The sequence below is a fragment of the Actinoallomurus rhizosphaericola genome (assembly GCF_024055675.1).
Classification (GTDB): Bacteria; Actinomycetota; Actinomycetes; order Streptosporangiales; family Streptosporangiaceae; genus Actinoallomurus; species Actinoallomurus soli.
The window spans coordinates 107,566-130,168 of record NZ_JAMXMW010000003.1 but is presented as its reverse complement, the minus strand read 5'-3'; the positions used below and the strand labels follow the sequence as shown (position 1 = coordinate 130,168).

Below are 22,603 nucleotides of genomic sequence, written 5' to 3'. Positions count from 1 at the left end.
GTCTAGCGCCAACGCCGTGTAAGTAGGCGTGGGGCGGGGCTGCGAGTTCACCTGAAGCAGAGACGGAGCTTCTGCTAGAGCCACCTCGCCGGCAGAGTGAGTCCCGGACTTGGCAGGGTTCGGCCGGGCGTGTCCGTTCCGGTCGAACCTTGCCGGCGGCCAGCGCGTTGAACGCGGGCATCATGGACAGGCGTCGGCCGGCGAAGGCGTTCATGCTCGAACTGCCTGAGCACATAGCCGGACCCCTCGCGGAGCTGTCACAGGACGAGGACCGTGCCATCGCGCTCACCGCGACGTACATCCTGAAGCTGCGCGACGCACGATGAGGGATCTTTCCCGCATCCACGCGCCGAGGACGCGCAGGGCTTCGTGCGATCGGCTCACCGTCTCCCCAGGATCCTGGTGCCCAGCGCGGCAACGGCGGTGATGAGCACCGTGGAGATCAGCAGCGCGAGGTGAAGGCCGTTGACCGGGCCGGTCCCGGCGGCGAGCGAGCCGAAGAGCGCGACACCGAGCACACTGCCCGTCTGGCGTGCGGCATTGAGTGCTCCAGAGGCCAGTCCCGAGCGCGAGCGGTCCACGCCGCTGAGCAGGACCGAGGTCATGACGGGGACGATGAGGCCGAGACCGAAGCCTTCCGCCGAGAGCGGGAGCATCAATGCGGCGTACGAGGTCCCGGCGGTGGAGCCGAGCATGGCAAGGCATCCTCCCGCCAAGAGGGCGGCGCCGATGAGGATCACGCGGCGGGCGCCGAGCGCGCGGGCGAACCGGTTGGCCGTAAGGTTGGCGGCCATGATCGACGCCATCATCGGTGCGAAGGCCAGACCGGTCCACAGCGTGGAGGCATGCTGTTCCTTCTCGAAGAACAGGCTGAGGACGAAGATCAGTCCGTAGAACGCCACGTTGACGAGCAGTCCGATCGCGACCGGCACTCCGAACCGCGCCGAGCCGAGCAACCGTAGCGGAAGCATCGGCCGTACCCCGTGGACTTCGACGACCGCGAACGCCGCGCCGGCGATGACGGCGACGGCGAAGCCCACCAGCACGATCGGATCACCGGCCCCGTGTGAGCCCGCCTCGATCGTGGCCACCGCGACCGCGGTCAGTGCCACGACCGCGCTGATCTGCCCCCACAGGTCCAGGCCGCGGTCCCGGGAGCACGGTGAGGCGGCGGCGTACCTCAGGGTCAGCCATACACCGGTCACCCCGATCGGCACGTTGACGAAGAAGATCGACCGCCATCCCAGCGTCGCGATCAATACGCCGCCGACGAGCGGGCCGGCCACCAGCGCCACGCTCGCGCCTGCGGCCCACAGGCCGACGGCCCGCGCGCGGCGGCCGGGCTCGGGGTAGGTGTGATTCAGCAGGCTCAGCGAGCAGGCCGCCAGCATCGCCGCGCCGACTCCCTGGGCCGCCCGCGCGATGATCAGTCCGGTCATGTTCGCCGCCAGTCCGCAGCCTGCCGACGCCAGGCTGAACAGCGCGAACCCGGCGACGAACAGGCGCCTGGCACCGTAGCGATCGCCCAGCGTGCCCGCCGTGAGGATCAGCGCGGCGAAAGCGATGGTGTAGGCATCGACCACCCACTGCAGTGCCGTGACGTCCCCTCCGAGCGCCGCGCCGATCGGCTTGATCGCCACGTTCACCACGCTCACGTCGAGCTGGATGACCGCGAAGCCCAGACTGGTCGCGGCCAGCACGAGACCGCGCCGTGCCCGGTCTGCCCGAGCACGAGAGGTCGTGTCCGAGGGCGCCGTACCCGCTGTCGCCATGCCGGCAGGCTAAGCGCCCGATACTTCGGTCACGGTCGAACCGAGGCGGTGGGCGAAACCGTCGCGACCTGAGCGCGGAACTCGCAGGGTTCGCGCGAGACGGGAGGTCCGTTCGGGCCGAAGGCTGCCGGCACCGAGTACGAGGTCCGGGACTTCCCCGGCCCGGGCGCACGACGGCGTCGGCCGGCGAGGGCGTTCTCAATAGAGGAACGTCGGCTTGGGCAGGGGCTCGCCGCTGTCGGTGGTGAGGCCATCGCCGGAAGACCGCCCCATCAACCAGGCCAGGAGGGATGCCTGACGGCCGTGGATCGTCACGGCGTCGTCGCTGGTGGAGATCTCGTACCAGGCATCGGTATCCACGGCGTGGAGGCGCATGGCGGGCGAGCCCTCGCGGGTGTCGAAGGCCGTGGTGACCTGGCCCAGTTGGTGGGACACGAAGTCGGCGGGCCAATGGTCGGGGGTGACCCCGATTCGCAGATCGACGTGGTGGACGAGTACCTCGCAGAGCCGGGCGTCGGCGATCCTGGCGGCACGATGGCGTTGCCCGGCGGTCCATCGGACCTCGTTCTGCCAGGCCTCGGCGGGCATCAGGGCGTACTCGGTGGCGAACCTTTCGGCGCTGGCGCGGACATCGGCGATCAGCTCGGCGGCGCTGCGACCGGCGCCCGCGTCGATCTGCGCTTCCCGCGCCTCCAGGCTCGGATACTCCGCCGCTGGTGTTCCGGTCCGCGCCCAGGTCAGCAACCGGCTGCCGCCGTCGGCGTTGCGGGCGAGATGGGTCAGCACATGCCCTCGCGACCAGCCCGGCAAGAGGGATGGAACACGCATGTCCGCATCGGTGAGGGCGGCGGTGGTGGTGAGGAGGTACTCGGTCGCGGTGGTGATCCGGTCGAGGAGTCCCGCGGGCTCGAAACTCGCGTTCAGATCAACGCTCATGCCGTCATTGTCCGCCCGCACCTGCGCGTCTTGTCGTCCTTGGTGCGATCCAGTGGCCTAGGGGGTCGAGGCGGGACCCGGGTGTCTCGTCCGGCCGAATCCTGCCAGTGGCGGCGCTGTCCGCAGTCCTGACCGCATTCTCAGTACCTGAGAATGCGGTCGGCCCTGGGTCGTGGATGTGAGGTCGTGTAGGGGTCAGGTCGTGGTCGGGACGTCGGTCATGCGTTCGTCGTAGCCGGTTTCGGGGTTGACGACGCGGCCGGCGGCCCACCAGTTCTCGCGGGCCGTCTCGAAGACCACCATCATGACGTCCTCTTCGGGGACGCCGGCGAGCAACCGGAGGTCGTCGACGATCGCGCGGAACAGTTCGTTCTTCTGCTCGGCCGTGCGCTGGTTGAAGGACAGCTGGATGAGCATGGTGCGCTCGCTGCGCGGCAGGCCGAACACGACCGGCTGCATGTGGAAGTTGTCGGGCGTGACCTCGTGGAAGACGTGGAACTGGTCGTCGTCGGGGATCTTCAGGACATCGACCATGGCCTTGTGGAGGGCGGTGGAGACGTTGCGGCGGTGCTCGGGGGTGGTTCCCTGGCGCAGGTAGACGTTGATCAGCGGCATTGTCGGTCTCTTTCTGGTGCGTTTCAGAGTCGGCGTCAGGCGGTGGGCGCCGCAGTGCGGTGCCGGGCGGGAGCGGGGACCTGGAAGCAGGCCAGCAGCGCACAGGTGGTGAGGTACTGGCCGATGAGGTTGACCAGCGCGACGAGCCCTTCGGCGCCGAACACGGCCACCGCTTCGGCGTACAGTTCGTCCGATACCTGGTGGTCGCGGACGAGAGCACCGGCCACGCGGTGGGCGATGTCGGCCTCGGGGCGCAGGTCGCGGGGGGTGTCGCCGTGGCGGAGCGCCGTGATCGCGGTCTCGGGCACGCCGGCGCGCTCCGCACCCGCGGTGTGGGCGTAGAGCGCGTACTCGGCCCGCCAGCGGGCGGCCACGGTGAGGATGACCACCTCACGGACGTCGGCCGGGATGCCGGATCCGGCGATCGCCTGGGCCCACTCCAGCAGGGGCCGGGCTATGCGCGGGTGGCGCAGCATGACGTTGAACGGGCCGATCAGCCTCCCATCGGACAGTGCGGCCGTATAGCCCGCCCCCTCCGCGCTGCGCAGCCGCGTGACCTGCAGCCTGGCGTGGACGGCGCGTTGTTCCTCATCGAGGGCATCGGGAGAGAGGAGGGGCAACCGGCCGCCCAACCCGGAGGCTCCGTTGGTGACGTGCTCGTTCATGCCCTTCACGCTAGAAGTCCCGTAGCCATTCCGCCAGCGAATGCTCCGCATAGTGGATATGCTGATTTCTCATGGACTTCACGGTGGTCGGGCTGCGGGTGCTGCGCGAGGTGGCCGAGCGGGGCACCTTCACCGCCGCCGCCCAGGCGCTGGGCTACACCCAATCGGCCGTCTCCCGGCAGGTGGCCGGCCTGGAGCAGGCCACCGGTGTCCGGCTGTTCGACCGCTATCCAGGCGGCGTGCGGCTGACCACCGCAGGCCGGGCGCTGCTGCACCACGCCGTGACCGCGCTCGACGCGTTGGACGCGGCCGACCGGGAACTGCGCGGCGCGGAAGACGACACCGGCCATGTGCGGCTCGGCTTCTTCCCCACCGCCGGGGCGGTCCTGGTGGGCCGCGCCCTGGCGACCCTGCGCCGGCAGCGCCCCCGCATCCAGGTCACCACCCGGGAGGCGAGCACCCCCTCGCTGGTGCGGGCGCTGCGCGCCGGCACTCTCGACCTCGCCCTGCTGTCCTCCCGGCCACCGCACCGCTCACCCGACACCGACGATCCACCCCTGCATACCGAGCCGCTGCTGGAAGACCGGCTGGTCCTGGCGGTGCCGGCCGGCGGCCGGTTCGCCGACCGCGCCGGCGTCACCGCCCGGCACATCACCGGCGAGACGTGGATCGCCGGCCCGTCCGGCACCGACGAGCCCCTGCTCGGCATCTGGCCGGGGCTGCCCGGACGGCCCCGCATCCACCACGCCGCCCGTGACTGGCTGACCAAACTGCACCTGGTCGCTGCCGGAACCGGCGTCACCACCGTGCCCTCCACCCTGCGGTCCGTGATCCCGCCCGGCGTCCGCCTCGTCACCATCGAGGACCTCCCCGAGGAACGGCGCCGCGTCAGCCTCGTTCGCATGCCGGGCCCCACCACGCCGCCGATGGACGCACTCGTCCACGTCCTCCGCGAACACGCCGCCGACCTCGCCGATCACGACCACCCGCCTGCCGGCCCAGCGGACCGGTGACAGCCGCCGGACCTCGCAAGATTCGCGGGGACGGGCCAGGCCGGGCGCTGATCGCTGACGGCGAACGGGCCGGCGGAAATTAATCAGGGCTCTTCTTTCTTGAGTGTGGGTGACTCAAGCTTTGGAGGCCTGATGAGCAAGAACGTCACTCTGCCGGTGCTGCCCCTCGACGACGAGGTCGTGCTGCCCGCGATGGTCGTGCCGCTCGACCTGTCGGAGAGCGACGTGCGGGCCGCGATCGACGCCGCGCGGGCGAGCTCCGTCTCCCGGGGGCCGGGCATCCGGTCGGAGGACAAGCCGCGGGTGCTGCTGGTGCCCCGGCTCAACGGCAAGTACGCGGCCGTCGGCACGCTCGGCGTCGTCGAGCAGGTGGGCCGGCTGCCCGGCGGCGGCCCGGGCGCCGTCGTCCGCGGCGTCGCCCGCGTGCGCATCGGAGCGGGGACGACCGGGCCGGGCGCGGCCCTGTGGGTCGAGGGCACCGAGGTCGAGGACACCGGGCTCGGCGCCCGCGCCGACGAACTGGCCAAGGAGTACAAGGCCCTCGTCGTCGGCGTGCTGGAGAAGCGCGGTGCCTGGCAGGTCGTCGACATGGTCCGGCAGATCGAGGACCCGTCGGTGATGGCCGACCGGGCCGGCTACGCGTCCTACCTGGGCGCCGAGCAGAAGGTGCGCCTCCTGGAGACGGCCGACGTGACCGAGCGCCTGCAGCTCGCGATCGGCTGGACCCGTGAGCACCTCGCGGAGCTGGACGTCGCCGAGACGATCCGCAAGGACGTCGAGGAGGGCGTGGAGAAGCAGCAGAAGGAGTTCCTGCTCCGCCAGCAGCTCGCCGCCATCCGCAAGGAGCTGAACGAGCTCAACGGTGACCCCTCCTCGGAGGAGGAGGACTACCGCGCGCGGGTGGAGGCGGCCGACCTGCCGGAGAAGGTCCGCGAGGCGGCCCTGAAGGAGGTCGACAAGCTGGAGCGGACCTCCGACCAGTCGCCCGAGGGCGGCTGGATCCGCACCTGGCTGGACACGGTCCTCGACATTCCGTGGAACCAGCGGACCGAGGACGCCTACGACATCGCCGGCGCCCGGCGGATCCTCGACGAGGACCACACCGGCCTGGACGACGTCAAGGAGCGGATCGTGGAGTACCTCGCCGTGCGCAAGCGGCGGGAGGACCGCGGCCTCGGCGTGATCGGCGGCCGCCGGTCCGGCGCGGTCCTCGCCCTCGTCGGGCCTCCCGGGGTCGGGAAGACGTCCCTGGGGGAGAGCGTGGCGCGGGCGATGGGCCGCGAGTTCGTTCGCGTGGCCCTCGGCGGCGTACGGGACGAGGCCGAGATCCGCGGCCACCGGCGGACGTACGTCGGCGCGCTGCCCGGCCGCATCGTCCGGGCGATCCGCGAGGCCGGCACAATGAACCCGGTCGTGCTGCTCGACGAGATCGACAAGGTCGGCGCGGACTACCGCGGCGACCCGACCGCGGCGCTGCTGGAGGTGCTGGACCCCGCGCAGAACCACACGTTCCGCGACCACTACCTCGAGGTGGAGCTCGACCTGTCCGACGTCGTCTTCCTGGCGACGGCGAACGCGCTGGAGACCATCCCCGGCCCGCTGCTGGACCGCATGGAGCTCGTCGCCCTCGACGGGTACACCGAGGACGAGAAGGTCGCCATCGCCCGCGACCACCTGCTGCGCCGTCAGCTCGACAAGGCGGGCCTGACCGCCGACGAGGTGACGATCGGCGACGACGCGCTGCGGCTGCTGGCGGGCGAGTACACCCGCGAGGCGGGCGTACGGAGCCTGGAGCGGGGGATCGCCCGGGTGCTGCGCAAGGTGGCGGCGCAGGTCGCGCTGGAGGAGAAGGCGCTGCCGGTGACGGTCGGCGCCGACGACCTGCGCGACTACCTGGGACGTCCGCGGTTCACGCCGGAGACGGCGCTGAACGAGTCCGAGCGGCGCACGGCGGTGCCGGGCGTCGCGACCGGCCTCGCGGTCACCGGGGCGGGCGGCGACGTGCTCTACATCGAGGCGTCGCTGGCCGACAAGGAGACCGGTGACACGGGCGTGACCCTGACCGGCCAGCTCGGCGACGTGATGAAGGAGTCGGCCCGGATCGCGCTGTCATACCTCCGCTCGCGCGGCGCGGAGCTGGAGCTCCCCGTCGGCGACCTGAAGGACCGGGGCGTGCACGTCCACGTGCCGGCCGGTGCGGTGCCCAAGGACGGGCCGAGCGCCGGCGTCACGATGACGACCGCGCTCGCGTCGCTGCTGTCCGGGCGGCTGGTCCGCGCCGACGTCGCGATGACCGGTGAGGTGTCGCTGACCGGGCGGGTCCTGCCCATCGGCGGCGTCAAGCAGAAGCTGCTGGCCGCGCACCGGGCGGGGATCACCACGGTGATCATCCCCAAGCGCAACGAGCCCGACCTGGACGACGTGCCCGCCGAGGTCCTGGAGCAGCTGACCGTCCACCCGGTCAGCGACGTCCGGGAGGTGCTCGGCCTGGCGCTGGAGCCGGCCACGACCCGCGACGCCGTCGCCGCCTGAGGCGTGGCGGCCGCCTGACCGGCGGGCGGCCCCGGCACGGCCGGAACCGCGCCCGCCCGACCACGGCGCCCCTCCCACCGGGGAGGGGCGCCGTTCGTCTATGCGGGCCGGTCCCGTGGTTCGAGGCGGAAGACCCGGAGCTCCCGCCCGGAGCGCTCGACGTACCGGTCGTACGTGGGCCAGATCCGCACCAGCCGGGGCCAGACCTCGGCGCGTTCCTCTCCTTCGAGGAGCCGCGCGGTGACCGGGATCGTGCGGCCACGGAAGTCGACCTCGGCGTCCGGCCCGTGCATGAGGTTCGTCGTCCACGCGGGATGGTGCTCGCGGCCGAAGTTGCTGCCGACCACGAGGAAGGAGCCGTCCGGTTCGGGCAGGCAGGCCAGGGGCGTCCGGCGGGGCAGGCCGCTGCGGTGCCCGACGGCCGTCAGCACGAGGCTGGGCACGATGTACTGCGGCAGAAGGAAGCGACCGCCGGTCAGCCGGTGCAGCGCGCGGTCCAGCGGCGGGACCACCTTCGGCCCCACCTTGGCGAACCACGCCGATCCGGCCATCCGCTGGACCGGCGGGGAGATGACGTCCTTCAGCCTGCTCGATGCCATGACGGGTCCTGCCTTTCTACGTCCCGCTCGCGCGGGGGCGAGCCGTCCGGCTCGCGCGGGGGCCAGGTGACCGGCGGAGGCGAGCCAGCGCAGGGAGTCCGCCAGGCTCTCCTCGACCGGCCGGAGCGGAACGCCGAGCGCGTCGAGGGTCGCGGCGTCGTCGGAGGGGACGAGGGTCACCATGAGCCGCGCCGCGTCCCCGGTCAGCGGGTAGTCGAAGGGGCGTATCCGCTTGGCCGCGTCCAGCAGCGACCCGAGCGCGACCATCATCCCCCCGGGGACCGGGATCCGGCGGCAGCGTACGCCGGTGAGGGCGTCGCAGCGGTCGGCCAGCTCCGGCCAGGTCAGGTAGTGGCCGCCGAGCATGTACCGGCGTGGCCCGAGACCGGGGGTGACCGCGCGGGCCACGGCCTCGGCGAGGTCGCGCACGTCGAGGACCGACACGCCGCCGCCCGGCGTCGGCCAGACGAGGTTGAGCCCCCCGGCCAGGCCCTCCATCATCGCGTCCAGGTTCGGCTGCCGGGGGCCGATGACGCCGCCGGGGTAGAAGGTGGTGACGGGGGCGCCGTCGGCCTGCAGGTGGCGTACGTAGCGTTCGGCCGCGACCTTCGAGCGGCCGTAGTCCGTACGCGGGCGCGCGAGGGGATCGTCGGCCCGGATCACCGGGCCCGCCGGCGGGACGAAGATCGCGATCGTGGACAGGTGGATCACCGGGTCGAGCCCGCGGGCGACCGCGCCGCCGATCACGTTGCGGGTGCCGGTGACGTTGACCTCCAGGACGCTCGTCCGCGGGTCGGTGACGCCGAGCGCGGCCGCGGCGTGGACGACGGCGTCGCACCCGTCGAGGGCCCGGCCGACCGCCTCGGCGTCGCGCATGTCCCCGGGACACGTCTCGACGGCGTCGGCGTCGACGCCCACGCCGCCGAGGACCTGAGCCGTCCGGCCGGAGTCGCGGGCGAGCACGCGGACGCGGTGGCCGGCCCGGAGCAGCGCGGCGACGGTGTAGGAGCCCACGAACCCCGAACCCCCGGTGACGAGAACGCGCATGATCTCAAACTAACGCTTGGTGTGCGCGCGTGGGAGGACCGGCCTGGCCGCCGCGCCGGGCCCCCGGCCTGGTCCGGCCATCCCATGGACGCGGCGGAGGAAGCGGTTTAGCTTTTGGGAAGCACCCCTGAATTGTCCTGACAATATCGGTCCGCTAGGTGGAACGTTCCAAAACGGCTGTCCCGCAGGACCGTGAGCGTCCGAATGGAGATCGCCGACCGGGAGGACTCTATGAGAATCGGGCTCGCCGGGGCCGGCCGTATCGGCGCCCGTCATGCGGAGACCCTCAACGCGCTCGACGCGGTCGAGGCGTTCGTGGTGGCCGATCCGGACGGTGAGCGGGCGCGCCGGATCGCGAGGGAGTACGGCGGATCGGCCGCCGACTCGGTCGACGCGCTGTTCGGCGAGCGGCTGGACGGTCTGGTGGTCGCCGCCGCCACGGACGCGCACGCCGAACTCGTGACCCGGGCCGCGCGGGCGGGGATCCCGACCTTCTGCGAGAAGCCGGTCGCCCCGGACAGTGTTGGAACGCTCCAAGTCGTCCGGGAGGTCCAGGCGGCCGGAACCCCCGTCCAGGTCGGATTCCAGCGCCGCTTCGACGCCGGTCACGTCGCGCTGCGGGACGCCGTCGCAGCCGGCCGCCTCGGCCGGCTGCAGAGCGTACGGTCCTGCACGCTCGACCCCGCGCCGCCGCCCGCCGCGTACGTCCGGGTCTCCGGCGGCATCTTCCGCGACTGCGCCGTGCACGACATCGACGCCGTCCGGTTCGTGACCGGGCGGCAGGTCGTCGAGGTCACGGCGACCGGGGCCAACAAGGGGGAGGAGTACTTCGCCGCGTGCGACGACGTCGACACCTGCGCGGCCGTGCTGACCCTCGACGACGGCACCCTCGCCATCATCGTCGAGACCCGCTATAACGGCGCCGGATACGACGTCCGCTTCGAGGCGTTCGGCGCGAAGGACAGCCTCGCGGCCGGGCTCGGGGAGGGGACGCCGCTCACACCGGTCGACGGGGTCCCGACGGCCGCGGCGCTCGGCGCCCGGCCCTGCGAGGGCTTCCTCCAGCGGTTCGGACCGGCGTACGAGGCCGAGCTGGCGGCCTTCCTTCAGGTCGCCGCCGGGCAGGCGGACAGCCCGTGCCCGCCGGAAGAGGCGCTGGAGGCGTTCTACGTGGCCGAGGCGTGCGACCGTTCCCGCCGGGAGCGGCGCGCCGTGAGGATCGAGGAGGTCCGTCGGTGAGGATCGCGGGTGCGCCCATCTCCTGGGGCGTGTGCGAGGTGCCGGGCTGGGGCCATCAGATGTCCCCGGACCGGGTGCTGGCCGAGATGCGCGACACGGGCCTGACCGCGACCGAGTTCGGCCCGGACGGGTTCCTGCCGTCCGGCCCGGCCGAGCGCGCGGCGCTGCTGGCCTCGTACGGCCTCACGGCGGTCGGCGGCTTCGTCCCGGCCGTCCTGCACGAGCCGGACCGCGACCCGCTGCCGGAGGTGGGGCGGGCGCTGCGCGGGTTCGGCGACGCGCCGATGCTCGTGCTGGCGGCCGCCACCGGCCGGGAGGGGTACGACGAGCGCCCCGCCCTGTCCGCCCGGAACTGGACGACGCTGCTGGCCAACCTCGACCGGATCGCGGCGTACGCGGCCGGGCTCGGGGTCCGGACGGCCCTGCACCCGCACGTCGGCACGATCATCGAGGGCCCGGACGAGGTCGACCGGGTCCTGACCGGCTGCGGCGTGCCCCTCTGCGTGGACACCGGGCATCTCCTGATCGGCGGCACCGACCCGCTGGCCCTGGCGCGGTCGGCCGCGGACCGCGTGGCGCACGTCCACCTCAAGGACGTCGACGCGGGCGCCGCCGACCGGGTGCGCTCTGGACGCGTCACGTACACCGAGGCGGTGCGCGGCGGGCTGTACCGCCCGCTAGGCGCCGGTGACGTGGACACGGCGGGGATCGTGGCCGCGCTCGACCGGGCCGGCTACCAGGGCTGGTACGTCCTCGAACAGGACACGATCCTGGCCGCCGAGCCCGCACCCGGTGACGGCCCCGTCGCCGACGTCCGGACGAGCGTGGCCTTCCTGAACGGCCTGAAAAGCGTTGCCGACGTGCGGGGGCGTTAACCGGCCCTCCCACGGGGAATGATCGCCCGCGTCAGGATGGGCGCACCACCCCCCGGCCCATGTCCGAGATCGGCCGACGCGGGGGTTGTGCGGTGTTCACTGGGTTCGTCGGGTCGGGATCCGTCCGTTCAGGCCGCCGAGGCTCGGCCGGCCCGAAGCTGCGGTGGCCGGCCGTCGTCACGATCGCCGCCCTCGGTTCGGCCGCCGGGTGTTCCGGCGGCTCCCACGACAAGCACGGGCCGATGCCCGCGGTCACGGCCCTGAAGCCGGTCGCCGCCCAGGTACAGGACGCCGCGGCACGGGTGTGGCCGGAGTCCTCGAAGATCTGGCCCGGCACCGTGCTGAAGGACCGGCGGGTCATCCTCGGGGACGGCACCCGCGCGCGGATGGTCACGGTGGACGGCGTGACGGACCTGAGCCCGGCCGAGCTGCGCAAACGGAAGATCGACATCCCGCGCGGCGGGTCCTCCTACGCCCTCTGGGACGGGCACCCGGTCGTCATCCTGAACGTCGCCGACCCCTCGTACCGGACAGACTCGGCGACGTCGGGGATGCCGCTGGCCGCCACGCTGTTCGCCGCCGCGACGGACGAGCTGTTCCACGCAACGCAGCAGAAGTGGCGGGCGTGGAAGAAGGGCGGCGGGGAGCTGCGCGGCACGGACTTCCCCCTGGCCGTCACGCCCCGGCTCTACCGCGCGATGGCCTACAACGACCTGGTGGCCGCCTACACCACGCCCCAGCAGCGGAGCCGGCGGCTGGCCGGCGCGGCCTACTGGTGGTCGCGCTGGCAGAAGGAGTTCCCCGATGAGGTGAAGCGGGCCTCGGTCAGCGACATCGGTGACGGCGCGGCCGGCTACTTCGGCGCCGTCGCGATGGCGATGGCCATGGGCGCGAAGCGCGGCGACCTCGCGGCGATCCGCAAGTACACGCAGCTCAAGCCCCTGGACGGGACGGTCGACCCCGGTCAGGTCACCCTGGACGGGGAGAGCACGGCGCTGGGCGGCGTCGCCGGGCTCCTCCTCGACGAGACCCGCAAGGACTGGAAGCGGCAGGTCACCCAGGGCCGCAGGACACCGGTGGACCTGCTGCTGACGGGAGTGACCCCTGTCGCCGAGCCGGCGTCGGACACGCTGCGGCAGGCGATCCAGAACATCCTCAGCAAGCTGAACACCGACCTGATCCCGCAGGTGAACCCGCTCGTCGCCGCGTACCGGGACACCTCCCACGCGCTCGTCCTCGTTCCGATGAACACGGCGGAGGGCGACCTCGACGCGGGCGGCTACTACGTCTCCCGCGAGGTCCCGTACGAGATCCTCGCCCGGCTCAACGGCACGTTCCGGCTGCCGAGCGGGACGCTCCAGGCGAAGGACGCGTCCGTCTTCGTGGGAACGGTCGGCGGCCGCGCGTACCTGATCATTCCTCTCGGCGACGCGGGCACCAAGGGCCGGGAGTCGTCGAACCGCGTGGAGTTCGGCGGTGGGACCCTGACCGGTTCCTTCCAGGTGTCGCCGCGCCACGCCGACGGCCGCGAACAACTCGTCGCGCGCTGACCCGGCCCCGCGGAGTTCAGCGTGGTGGCGGGGTGGGGCCGGTGGCGGGCGCGCCGATCGTACGGGCGCGGATGTGGCCGATGCCCGACCGGGTGGCCAGCACGACGAGCCGGTCCCCGGGGATCAGCAGGTAGCCGTCCTGGAAGTCCCAGTCGAAGCGGGGGCGGCCGCGGCGGCCGAGCGCGAGCACGCGGGCCTCGCCGGCGAGGTTCGCCTCCCGCAGCGGCCGGCCGTCGAGCTCGGATCCCTCGCCGATCGGCATGTCGGCGATGAGCATGACGCTGCGGCCGACGGGGATCGTCCCGATGACCTGGCGTTCCATCATGGCGGCGGCGAACGCCGGGGCCGCGAGGAAGGACACGCTGCGCGACACCGGGATCTTGAAGTTGCGGTGCACGCGCGCCGCCAGGTCGTCGTCGAACAGCCGGAGCACGACGCGGACGTTGTCGCGCAGGGCCCGGGCGTTCAGCCCGGCCTCGAGGTTGGTGATGTCGTCGCTCGTGACGGTGACGACGGATCGGCAGGTGCCGACCCACGCCGTGCGCAGGGTCTCGGTCCGGGTCGCGTCGCCGAACACGATCGGCAGCCCCAGCCGGCGGGCCAGCGGTACGCCGACGGCGTCCTCGTTCGCCTCGACGCAGACGACGGGAACACCCAGGTCGTGCAGCTGCGACACGACGCGGAGGCCGACCTCGCCGAGGCCGACGACCACGACGTGCCCGCTGATCGGGTCCCGCAGCCGCTCGAGCGGCCCCGCCAGCCGGGCCCGGACGACCGCGTCGACGACCGCGGCGGTGATCGCGGGCACCAGCGCGAGGCTGCTCAGGGTGACGAACACCTGCGTCACCTTGGCCGCTCCGCTGAGCGTCGGTTCGGGGTTCGCGGCACCGGCGATGTCGAGGAGGACGAGGTAGAGCGAGTAGGTGAAGCCCTGCCCGTCGCTGATGCTGAGGGCGGCGCTTCCCACGAGGATCAGCACGAGCAGGGCCACCGCCACCTGGAGCAGCCGCCGACTGAGCAGCAGCCGCAGGCTGCGGGTGAGCCCGGACACCGGGCGGCTGGTCACCGGGGGACCGGCGAGGGACGTGCGCGACGTGCCGTCGGCGACCGCGAGCACCAGGTTCGCCCGGTCCTGGTCCACCGGCAGCAGGCGCGGCCTCCCGTCCGGCCCGCGGGTGTCCGCGAGCGCGCAGATGACGTTCCGTACGCGGTCGCTGCGGTGGGCGACGTAGAGGGTGCGGCCCGCGACGCGTACGTGGCTGGGCGGCAGGTCGCCGAGGGCGGCGGCCACGAACGACGGCGCGGCCACCGCGCCGTCGGACAGCACGGCGCAGTCCTTGAAGAGCGTGCGGATGCGGTTGCCCAGGGTGGTGTTCGACATCCGGATGACCAGCCGGATGTCGGGGTTGAGCTCCTGGACCCGCAGCGCGGCGTGGATGTTGCCGACCTCGCTGTTGCTCACGAGGGCCACCGCGAGCGCGGATTCGACGTGCACGGCGCGGAACGTCTCGTCGTTCAGCTCCGCCGCCTCGTGCACCCGGACGCGAGGCAGCTCGCTGATCTGCGGCGCGTGGTTGCGCCTCCGGGTGGGCACGATGACCGTGACGTCCTGCAGGTAGCGCGTTGACAGCTCGTCGGCCAGCCGGAAGGCGAGCGGCGTGTCACCGCAGATGATCAGGCGACCGCGAACGGGGCTCCGGAGGCGGGGGACGACCGTCGGCACGGCGTGATCTTAACGGTCGCCGCTCCGACGCTGTGTGTACGGACGCACGCAGCGCGGATCCGATCCGCGACGGCCTTGCCGCCGTGGAGCCGACTCTCTAGTGTCCCAAGCAAGCGCTTGGCGACAAACGACGGGAGCGGCGCATGCGGCGAGGCGTCTGTCTGCTGGAAGAGGTCGAGTTCCATCCGATGAACTCCCGGCGGCCGCTGGAGTACCTCCGATGGCTCACCGCCTACAAGAGGGAGGACGAGGCGCTCGAATCCGGCCGGCACGTGCTCACCGAGGGACGGTCCATCCGCTCCCGCGACATCGACCTGGTCGGTGCGTTCTACGCCGTCGGCATCACCGGGCACCCGCAGTTCAAGGTCGTCACGCTGTGGGACTGTCACGGCGGCTGGGACGGCGGGTGGCGGCAGATGCTGGAGATCTACACCGGCGTCAAGGAGAACCTCTTCCTGTCCGACATCGACGACCTGCGCTTCACCGCGTACTCCCGGCCGCTCGGCGCCGCGCCGGGCAGCCCCGCGCTGGCCGACGCGACAGGCGCGGAGTTCTTCGTCCTGGAGAGCGCGCGGGTGCGGCCCGGTGCGGCGCTCGACTACCTGGCGGCGGTCCGCGAGGAGCGCGTTCCGCTGCTCGCCGATCACGGCCACCGACCCGTCGGCCTGTACGAGGTGCTGCTGTGCGACACCGAGGTGGTCACCGTCTGGGCGACCGACCTCGACTCGCACCTCGCGCTGCAGCGGTCGTACGACGCCGCGCTCGGGCTGGACGACGAGGTCGACGCCGACGAGCGCCTGCTCGCCTGGCGCAAGCGCGCCCGCGAGTTCCTCGACGGCACGTGGCGCGAGACGCTCCTGTCCCCGTATCCGGGCTCCCGCCTCGCGCCCGCCTGACCGGCCAGGTCCGGCCGGGCGCGCCACGGCGACCGGTCAGGTCCCGGCCAGGCGCTCCACGACGGGGGCGAACGCGTCGAGGTCGGCCTCGTGGTGCAGGACGTAGTAGGAGACGCCGAGGTCGTCGCGCCAGCGGTGCAGCGCGTCGCAGACGGCCGGGGTGTCGCCGGTGAGGACCTGCGGGGTGCCGGACTGCGCGGTGGGATCGGCGGCGCTCCACGCCTCGGCCGTACGGTCCGGGCCGACCCGCAGCACCGACGTGCCGAGCTCGATCGACGGGAACCGCGCCCCCGCCGCCTCCCGCACGATCTCCACTTTCCGCCGGAAGGCGCCGAGACCGCCGTCGCCGGTGTCCGGGCCGGAGCCGTCCGCCCGTACCCGCAGGGTGAGGTTGACGACGTCGGCCTCCCGGGCGGCCAGGCGCAGCATCCGCGGGCCCCCGCCGCCCAGGACCAGCGGCGGGTGCGGGCGCTGCACGGGCAGCGGCCGCTGCTCCAGCCCGGCGACCGCGTAGTGCTCGCCGGCGAAGGAGCACGGGCCGCCGCGCCACAGCCCCTTGAGCACCTGGATCGCCTCGGCGAGGCGCGCGACGCGCGTGCCGGGCGGATCGAGCGGCAGCCCGGCGCCCGCGTAGTCCCCGGCCATCCACCCGGTGCCGAGGCCGACCTCGAGCCGGCCGCCGGACAGCAGGTCGAGCGTCGCGGTCTCCTTGGCGAGCACGGCCGGATGCCGGAAGTCGTTGGCGAACACGAGGGTGCCGACCCGGAGCCGCGTGGTCGCGCACGCGGCGGCGGTCAGCGCGGCGATCGGCGCGAACCGGGGGCCGACGAGGTGGTCGGGGACGAGGAGGACGTCGAAGCCGGAGTCCTCGAGCCGGCGGGCCTTGGCGGCCCATGCGGCGGCCGTGTCCGCGTCGCGGAGGACGGCGCCGAAACGGAACGGGCGCTTCATTCCGCCGAGGCTATACCAAGCGCTTGCTCGCTGGAGAGCGAGCGTCTATCGTCGCGGCAGGACGGCGTCACGGCGCCGCCGACCGAGCGGGCCGGCCGCAGCGACGGCGTCCGGCGGCCGAGCGGGCGGTTCGTGGCGACGGCGTCCGGCGGCCGAAGTCCGTGACGGCGACTCGAGGCGGTGGCGATGGCTGCACCCGTACGGGACGTGACCGAGGACGAGGCCCGCTTCTTCCGCGACAACGGCTGGGTGCGGCTGCCCGGCCTGGTCGCCCCGGACCTCGCCGGACGGCTCCGGCGGCGGGCCCTCGACCGGCTGGCCGCGCGCCGCCGGACGGCGGGGAGCGGCCTCGTCGACCGGGCGTTCGGCCAGGACCGCGACATCGCCGAGCACGACGCGGAGTTCTGGGCGCTGGCCGCCTCGCCGGCCCTCGCCCGCGGCGCCGTACGGCTGCTGACCGGCGTCCAGCGGGTCCGCCTGCAGGTCACCAACCTGCTCGTTAAGGAGCCGGGGGAGCACGGGCGGACCGTCTTCCACCAGGACTTCCCCTGGATGCCGATGGACACCTCGGCGATGCTCACGGTGTGGCTGGCGCTGGCCGACGTGCCCGCCGACATGGGCTCCCTGCGGTTCTTCACCGGCTCGCACCGGTACGGCACCCTGGGCCGCACGTTCGTCCGGGAGGGCGACGACGCGCTCACCCGCCACCCGTGGCTGCGCGACCTGGAGCTGTCCCCGCCGCTCGACCTGGCGGCCGGCGACGCCACCGTGCACAGCGCGCTCACCGTCCACGGCGCGCCGCAGAACCGCCGCGACACCCCGCGCCTTTCGTTCACCGCGACCTACTTCGACGCCGCCGCGCTCTACACCGGCGCGCCGTACGGCCAGACCGACGGGCTGGACCTGGAGGTCAACCGGCCCTTCGACCACCCCAGGTTCCCCCTCGTCCCGGTGGAGTGACATGGTGCAGACCGTCCGCGGTCCCGTGACCGACCCCGGGGCGACGCTGATGCACGAGCACATCTTCGGGCTCAGCCCCGAGATCCTGTGGAACTGGCCGGACCTCCCCGAGGGCTGGGACCTGGAGGAACGCGCCCGCGAGGCCGCCGGCAAGCTGAACGAGCTCAAGGCCGCCGGGATCGACACGATCGTCGACCTGACCGTCGTCGGCCTCGGCCGGTACGTCCCCGCGGTCCAGCGCGTGGCCGAACAGACGGAGCTGAACATCGTCGTCGCGACCGGCCTGTACACCTACGACGCGCTGCCGCCGTACTTCGGCAACCGCGGGCCCGGCACGCTGTTCGGCGGCCCGGACCGGCTGGCCGGGTTCTTCGTCCGCGACATCACCGACGGCATCGGCCGTACGGGCGTGCGGGCGGGCATGCTCAAGTGCGCGACCGGACGGCAGGGCATCACCCCCGGCGTGGAGCGGGTGATGCGCGCGGTCGCCGAGGCCCACCGCGCCACCGGCGTGCCGATCACCACCCACAGCGAGTCGGCCACCCGCAACGGCCTCGACCAGCAGAAGCTTCTCGCCGCCGAGGGCGTCGACCTGGACCGCGTCGTCATCGGCCACGCCGGCGACTCCACCGACCTGGCGTACCTGGAGGAACTCGTCGCGAACGGCTCGTACCTCGGCATGGACCGGTTCGGCATCGAGTTCACCTCGTTCGAGGACCGGGTCGCGACGGTCGCCGCGCTGTGCGAGCGCGGCCACGCCGGCCGGATGGTGCTCTCGCACGACTCGTACTGCTTCAACGACCGGTTCGACCCCGACGTCGTACGGCGGCGGCACCCGAACTACCACCTGCTGCACATCTCCCGCGACGTCCTGCCCGCCCTGCGCGAGCGCGGCGTCACCGAGGAGCAGATCCACCAGATGCTGGTCGACAACCCCCGGCGCATCCTGGGAGGCGGCTCGTGAGCGGACCCGAGACGGCGACGGACTTCGACGTCACCGCCGACTGGCACGTCGCCGACCCGTACCCCTTCCTGGCCCGCCTGCGCCGTGAGCGGCCGGTGTTCTGGAGCGACCACCTGCGCATGTGGGTGCTCACCCGCTACACCGACGTACGGGACGCGTACCGCGACCACCGCCGCTTCTCCTCGGTCGGCTCGCTCACCATCTCCCGTACGCTCACCGACGAGGTCAAGGAGTCGCTCGGCGAGCACCGGTCGTTCCTGGACAACTTCGCCGCCAACGTCGACCCGCCGCAGCACACCCGCATCCGCCGGGCCATCTCCCGCGCGTTCACCCCGCGCGCCGTCGCCCGGCTCGGAGAGGCGTTCGCGGCGCAGGTGGACGCGGTCCTGGACGCGGTCGAGCCCCGGGGACACGCCGACTTCGTCGCGGACCTGGCGCATCCGCCCTCGGCCCGGCTGACCGCGGCGTTCATCGGCGTGCCGCCCGAGGACGAGGACCAGGTCAAGCAGTGGGTCTACTCCTGGTTCCAGCTCTTCCTGTCCCCGCAGCCGCCCGCACGCCAGCGGGAGCTGGCGCAGGACTTCCTCAAGTACCTCGACTACGTCGACCGCCTCGTCACCGAACGCCGCGCCGAACCCCGCGACGACTTCGCCGGGCTCATGGCGGAGCTCATCGGGGTTCCTGGGGGCCTGTCGCACCGGGAGGTCGTCGAGACCATCAGCGCGCTGCTGCTCGGCGGCAACGACACCGTCCCGAACGGCCTCGGCAACGCCGTCCACCGCATGCAGCGGGACCGTGCGTCCTGGGAGGCCGTCGTCGCCGGCCCCGCACTCATCCCCGGCCTGATCGAGGAGACGCTGCGCATCGACGGCGCCAGCCTCGGCAGCTTCCGCCGCACCACCGGGGACGTCACCCTGCACGGCGTCACGATCCCGGCGGGCGCGGAGGTCTTCCTGCACGCCGACTCCGCAGGCCACGACGAGACCGTGTTCCCCGACCCCGAGCGGTTCGACATCCACCGCGCGAACGCCCGCGACCACATGGTCTTCGGCTACGGCGTCCACCACTGCGTCGGCGCGGCGCTCGCCCGCCTCGAACTCCGCATCGCCCTGGAGCGCATCACCGCCCGCCTGCCCGGCCTGCGCCTCGTCCCCGACCAGGACATCGCCTACCGCAGGAGTCTCGTCGGCCGTGGCCTCCCGAGCCTCCTGGTCGAGTGGTGAGGTTCACGGGTCGCGTCGCCCTCGTCACCGGCGGCGGATCGGGCATCGGCCGCGCCGTCGCGGTGCGGCTCGCGGCCGAGGGCGCGCGGGTGGCGGTCGCCGACATCCGGTACGACACCGCACGCGAGACGGCCGAGATCCTGCGGAAGACCGGCGCCACGGCCCTCGCCCTCGCGGCCGACGTCGGCGACGAGGAGGCGGTACGGCGGATGGTGGCCGGCACCGTACGGGAGTTCGGCCGCCTCGACGTGCTGCACAACAACGCCGCCGCGCTCGGCCACGACGTCTACGGCCGGGACCTGGACCTCACCGCCATGGACGTCGAGGTGTGGGACCGGACGCTCGCGGTGAGCCTGCGCGGGGCGATGCTCGGCTGCAAGCACGCCGTGCCGGTGATGCGGCCCGGCGGCGCCATCGTCAACACGTCCTCGGTGTCGGGCCTGCTCGGCGACACGGACCACGCGGCGTACGGCTCCGCCAAGGCCGCCCTGACCTCGCTCACGCGGTACGTGGCGACCATGTACGGCGGCCGGGGCATCCGCTGCAACGCCGTCGCCCCCGGCCTCGTCCTGACCGACGTGGCCCGCGCCGTGATGACGCCCGAGCGGCTGGCCGAGAAGGCGGCCGAACGCGTCCTGCCGTACGCCGCCGAACCCGCGGACGTCGCCGCGCTGGTCGCCTTCCTCGCCTCCGACGAGGCCCGCTGCATCACCGGCCAGACCATCGTCATCGACGGCGGCACCACCGTCCACCGCCCCGAGCACGCCATCCGCCAGGCCCGGTCACGCGTCTAGCGGCCACGGCTCCCGGCCGTCCGCCGACGCGTCGCGTGCCGGCCGGTCGCAGACCGTTCGGCGCGGCGAGCGGGGTGAAGGGAACAGCCAGCACTTCAGCAGTGCCGCGGTGACCTCGTCGGGGAGTGTCAGCATGGACTGGTGGCTGCCGGGCACGCTCAGCGGCGTGCCAGGGCGTGGTCGTCCTCACCGAGCACGTAGGCCACCGGCACGCCCAACCCCGGCGGGGCCGAGACGCCCACTTCGCCGCCGTAGCGGTCACCTTGCCGCCACAGTGGACAAGGGCCGTCCCATTCGATCCTTCTGTCCGGTCAACACCGACGGCAAGATTCCCGCTGCTGAATGTCTCCGCCGTTCAGGAGAGCGGCGGTCGGCGTTTCAGGAGCCTGCTGTCGAATCCGGCTTCGGCGAGCCGGTGGTAGGCGGTGGTCACCGGGCCGGGGATGTGCTGGGCGATGGCGAAGCCGAGCCGGGGGTATTCGATGACGCGCTGGAGGTCGCCGACGATCATGTCGATGACCAGGCGTTCGTCGCCGATGGACTTGACGTAGTCGTCGAAGCTCAACGGTTCGGACGCGCAGACGGGATCGACCTCCGGCCAGAGCCTGCGGCAGGTCGCGTACGCCCGTCGTTCCATGTACGGCTTGCTGATCAACAACACCGAGGAGGTCCCGACGCCCGCCTGCTCAAGCGCTTGGCGGGACAAGGTGATGTTGTCGCCGGTGTTCTTCGCGCACGGTTCGATGATGATCGCGGATCGGGGTACGCCCAGGGTCATGGCGTGTTCGGCGTAGTGGACGGCTTCGCCGCGTGGGAAGCGCTCGGCGGTGGTGGGACTGTTGGCACCGCTGAACACCAGCACCGGAAACAGGCCGGCGCGATACAGCTCGGCGGCGAAGGTCGCCACGCCCAGGTCATGGCTGCCCAGGCCGATCGCCGCCGAACACGGCCGGAGCCGGTGACGCAGCCGGTGATAGTCCCAGATGAGCGCGGCGTCGGCGCGCTGGGCGTCGGTGATTCGTGCGTCGCTCACGAAGTCTCCCTCCCGGCCGTCATGCCTGGCCGACTACCTCAAGGACCGCGATGCCGGACCGGGCCGTCGGTCATGAGAGCCGATCAGGCTTGGCGCCCGGCTCCCGCCGTGGCCTGCCCTTCCGGTGGCCCGGTGAGGACGGGCCACCGGAGGTGGGGATCTGTGGTGTTTGTCCCGGTTGGCGGAGGCTCAGGTCGCGGGGGTGAAGCGGGCGGCGATCTTGTCGAGGGTACGGGCGATGGCGATGGTCTCGTCGAGGGGCATGCCGGCTGACTCGGTGCGGCCGTCGGCGAGGCAGCGGGCGACCTCCTCGGCCTGGTAGGTGTAGCCGTGGCCGGGCAGGTCGGCGGTGAACGTCTCCGGCTCGGCGCCCTTGCGGTGGAGGGTCATGGCCGACGGCCGCCAGGCCGGCGACGCCACCTCGACGCGGCCGGTGGTGCCGACGATGGTCGCGGTCTGGGGAGAGTCGCCGAGCAGGCCGCAGTGCAGCAGCGCCACCGCGCCCGAGGCGTAGCCCAGCAGGATGCCGGTGTTGGCGTCCACGCCGGTGGGCGCGCTGCTCGCGAACGCCTGCACGCTGTCCGGCTCGCCGAGCAGCATCCACGCGAAGGACAGCGGGTAGATGCCCAGGTCGAGCAGTGCGCCGCCGGCGAGTCCGGGCGCCCAGAGCCGGTGCTCCGGGTCGTAGTCGGCGGCGAAGGAGAAGTCGGCGTACACGGCCGTGACGTCGCCGATCGCGCCGTCGGCGATCAGCTCGCGCATCCGGACGACGATCGGGTTGAACCGCGTCCACATCGCCTCCATGGCGAACAGGCCGCGCTCGCGCGCGAGGGCGGCCAGTGCCTCCGCGTCGGCCGCGTTCGTCGTGAACGGCTTCTCGACCAGGACCCCGCGGCCGGCCTCCAGGCAGATCCGGGCCGCGTCGTAGTGTCCGCTGTGCGGCGTCGCGACGTAGACCACGTCGACCTGGTCGTCGGCCGCGAGCTCGGCGTAGGACCCGTACGCGCTCACGATGCCGTAGCGGTCGGCGAACGCCTGGGCGGTCTCCGGGGCACGGGAGCCCACGGCCGCCACCTTGTGGCCGAGCAGGAGCAGGTCCTCGGTGAACGTGCGCGCGATGCCACCGGTCCCGAGGATTCCCCACCGAATCGTCATGGCCAGGGATCGTACGGGCCGGGGCCGGCGGGGGGAATGCCGGCCCCGGGGCTTTCAGGGG

The 22,603-nt window shown here is 72.7% G+C and carries 20 protein-coding genes; 11 read left to right on the top strand and 9 right to left on the bottom strand.

What is annotated here, in order from left to right; genetic code table 11:
* Positions 1-182 precede the first annotated feature (182 nt).
* A complete protein-coding gene (locus NE234_RS08285; protein WP_252778291.1) occupies positions 183-326 on the top strand; it encodes a hypothetical protein in 144 nt (47 codons plus the stop codon).
* A gap of 54 nt (positions 327-380) precedes the next feature.
* Here the strand turns inward: NE234_RS08285 and NE234_RS08280 are convergent, their stop codons facing one another.
* The 4 genes from NE234_RS08280 to NE234_RS08265 all read right to left on the bottom strand — a co-directional run bounded on the left by NE234_RS08280 (position 381) and on the right by NE234_RS08265 (position 3,988).
* Positions 381-1,772: an MFS transporter gene (locus NE234_RS08280; protein ID WP_252778290.1), complete on the bottom strand. Its 1,392-nt coding sequence runs from the start codon at positions 1,770-1,772 to the stop codon at positions 381-383.
* 198 nt (positions 1,773-1,970) lie between these two features.
* The gene (locus NE234_RS08275; protein ID WP_252778289.1) at positions 1,971-2,708 is read right to left on the bottom strand and encodes a maleylpyruvate isomerase family mycothiol-dependent enzyme; all 738 of its coding nucleotides are present in this window, start codon (positions 2,706-2,708) and stop codon (positions 1,971-1,973) included.
* 195 nt (positions 2,709-2,903) lie between these two features.
* Positions 2,904-3,323: a tautomerase family protein gene (locus tag NE234_RS08270; RefSeq protein ID WP_252778288.1), complete on the bottom strand. Its 420-nt coding sequence runs from the start codon at positions 3,321-3,323 to the stop codon at positions 2,904-2,906.
* A gap of 35 nt (positions 3,324-3,358) precedes the next feature.
* Positions 3,359-3,988 carry a carboxymuconolactone decarboxylase family protein gene (locus NE234_RS08265; protein WP_252778287.1) on the bottom strand — a complete coding sequence of 210 codons (630 nt, stop codon included), beginning with the start codon at positions 3,986-3,988 and terminating at the stop codon, positions 3,359-3,361.
* A gap of 71 nt (positions 3,989-4,059) precedes the next feature.
* Here NE234_RS08265 and NE234_RS08260 point away from each other — a divergent pair, with 71 nt between their 5' ends.
* Both NE234_RS08260 and lon read left to right on the top strand, forming a co-directional pair.
* Positions 4,060-5,001, top strand: a complete 942-nt coding sequence (locus NE234_RS08260; RefSeq protein ID WP_252778286.1) for a LysR family transcriptional regulator — start codon at positions 4,060-4,062, stop codon at positions 4,999-5,001.
* A gap of 132 nt (positions 5,002-5,133) precedes the next feature.
* Positions 5,134-7,533, top strand: coding sequence for an endopeptidase La (gene lon, locus NE234_RS08255; protein ID WP_252778285.1), 2,400 nt, complete (start codon positions 5,134-5,136; stop codon positions 7,531-7,533).
* Between the two features lie 98 nt (positions 7,534-7,631).
* On the opposite strand, the gene NE234_RS08250 is transcribed toward lon, so the two are convergent.
* Entirely contained in the window at positions 7,632-9,179 is a 1,548-nt protein-coding gene (locus NE234_RS08250) for a nitroreductase family deazaflavin-dependent oxidoreductase (protein WP_252778284.1), read from the bottom strand.
* A gap of 231 nt (positions 9,180-9,410) precedes the next feature.
* Here NE234_RS08250 and NE234_RS08245 point away from each other — a divergent pair, with 231 nt between their 5' ends.
* From NE234_RS08245 to NE234_RS08235, 3 genes are all read left to right on the top strand, one after another.
* On the top strand, positions 9,411-10,418 hold the full coding sequence (locus NE234_RS08245) for a Gfo/Idh/MocA family protein (protein WP_252778283.1): 1,008 nt from the start codon (positions 9,411-9,413) through the stop codon (positions 10,416-10,418).
* Positions 10,415-11,293, top strand: a complete 879-nt coding sequence (locus NE234_RS08240; RefSeq protein WP_252778282.1) for a TIM barrel protein — start codon at positions 10,415-10,417, stop codon at positions 11,291-11,293. The genes NE234_RS08245 and NE234_RS08240 overlap by 4 nt, the downstream gene beginning before the upstream one ends.
* Positions 11,294-11,535: 242 nt before the next feature.
* Positions 11,536-12,843, top strand: coding sequence for a hypothetical protein (locus tag NE234_RS08235; protein WP_252778281.1), 1,308 nt, complete (start codon positions 11,536-11,538; stop codon positions 12,841-12,843).
* Between the two features lie 16 nt (positions 12,844-12,859).
* Here NE234_RS08235 and NE234_RS08230 read toward each other — a convergent pair whose 3' ends face one another.
* Positions 12,860-14,566: an NAD-binding protein gene (locus tag NE234_RS08230; RefSeq protein WP_252778280.1), complete on the bottom strand. Its 1,707-nt coding sequence runs from the start codon at positions 14,564-14,566 to the stop codon at positions 12,860-12,862.
* Between the two features lie 143 nt (positions 14,567-14,709).
* Here NE234_RS08230 and NE234_RS08225 point away from each other — a divergent pair, with 143 nt between their 5' ends.
* Positions 14,710-15,462 carry a hypothetical protein gene (locus NE234_RS08225; RefSeq protein WP_252778279.1) on the top strand — a complete coding sequence of 251 codons (753 nt, stop codon included), beginning with the start codon at positions 14,710-14,712 and terminating at the stop codon, positions 15,460-15,462.
* A 36-nt stretch (positions 15,463-15,498) separates the two neighbouring features.
* Here the strand turns inward: NE234_RS08225 and NE234_RS08220 are convergent, their stop codons facing one another.
* Positions 15,499-16,413 carry a TIGR03621 family F420-dependent LLM class oxidoreductase gene (locus NE234_RS08220; protein WP_252778278.1) on the bottom strand — a complete coding sequence of 305 codons (915 nt, stop codon included), beginning with the start codon at positions 16,411-16,413 and terminating at the stop codon, positions 15,499-15,501.
* A 186-nt stretch (positions 16,414-16,599) separates the two neighbouring features.
* On the opposite strand from NE234_RS08220, the gene NE234_RS08215 reads away from it, so the two are divergent.
* Genes NE234_RS08215 through NE234_RS08200 form a run of 4 tightly spaced genes read left to right on the top strand, consistent with a single transcriptional unit; the run spans position 16,600 to position 20,354 of the window.
* The gene (locus NE234_RS08215) at positions 16,600-17,373 is read left to right on the top strand and encodes a phytanoyl-CoA dioxygenase family protein (protein WP_252778277.1); all 774 of its coding nucleotides are present in this window, start codon (positions 16,600-16,602) and stop codon (positions 17,371-17,373) included.
* A gap of 1 nt (position 17,374) precedes the next feature.
* Positions 17,375-18,337 (top strand): phosphotriesterase family protein, encoded by a 963-nt coding sequence (locus tag NE234_RS08210; protein WP_252778276.1) that lies wholly within the window; start codon positions 17,375-17,377, stop codon positions 18,335-18,337.
* Positions 18,334-19,560 carry a cytochrome P450 gene (locus tag NE234_RS45220; protein WP_252778275.1) on the top strand — a complete coding sequence of 409 codons (1,227 nt, stop codon included), beginning with the start codon at positions 18,334-18,336 and terminating at the stop codon, positions 19,558-19,560. The genes NE234_RS08210 and NE234_RS45220 overlap by 4 nt, the downstream gene beginning before the upstream one ends.
* Complete coding sequence (locus tag NE234_RS08200) at positions 19,557-20,354, top strand: SDR family NAD(P)-dependent oxidoreductase (RefSeq protein WP_252778274.1); 798 nt, start codon at positions 19,557-19,559, stop codon at positions 20,352-20,354. Before NE234_RS45220 ends, NE234_RS08200 begins: the two co-directional genes overlap by 4 nt.
* A gap of 355 nt (positions 20,355-20,709) precedes the next feature.
* On the opposite strand, the gene NE234_RS08195 is transcribed toward NE234_RS08200, so the two are convergent.
* Both NE234_RS08195 and NE234_RS08190 read right to left on the bottom strand, forming a co-directional pair.
* A complete protein-coding gene (locus NE234_RS08195) occupies positions 20,710-21,387 on the bottom strand; it encodes a YdcF family protein (RefSeq protein ID WP_252778273.1) in 678 nt (225 codons plus the stop codon).
* Positions 21,388-21,576: 189 nt separating this feature from the next.
* On the bottom strand, positions 21,577-22,542 hold the full coding sequence (locus NE234_RS08190) for a Gfo/Idh/MocA family protein (RefSeq protein ID WP_252778272.1): 966 nt from the start codon (positions 22,540-22,542) through the stop codon (positions 21,577-21,579).
* Positions 22,543-22,603 lie beyond the last annotated feature (61 nt).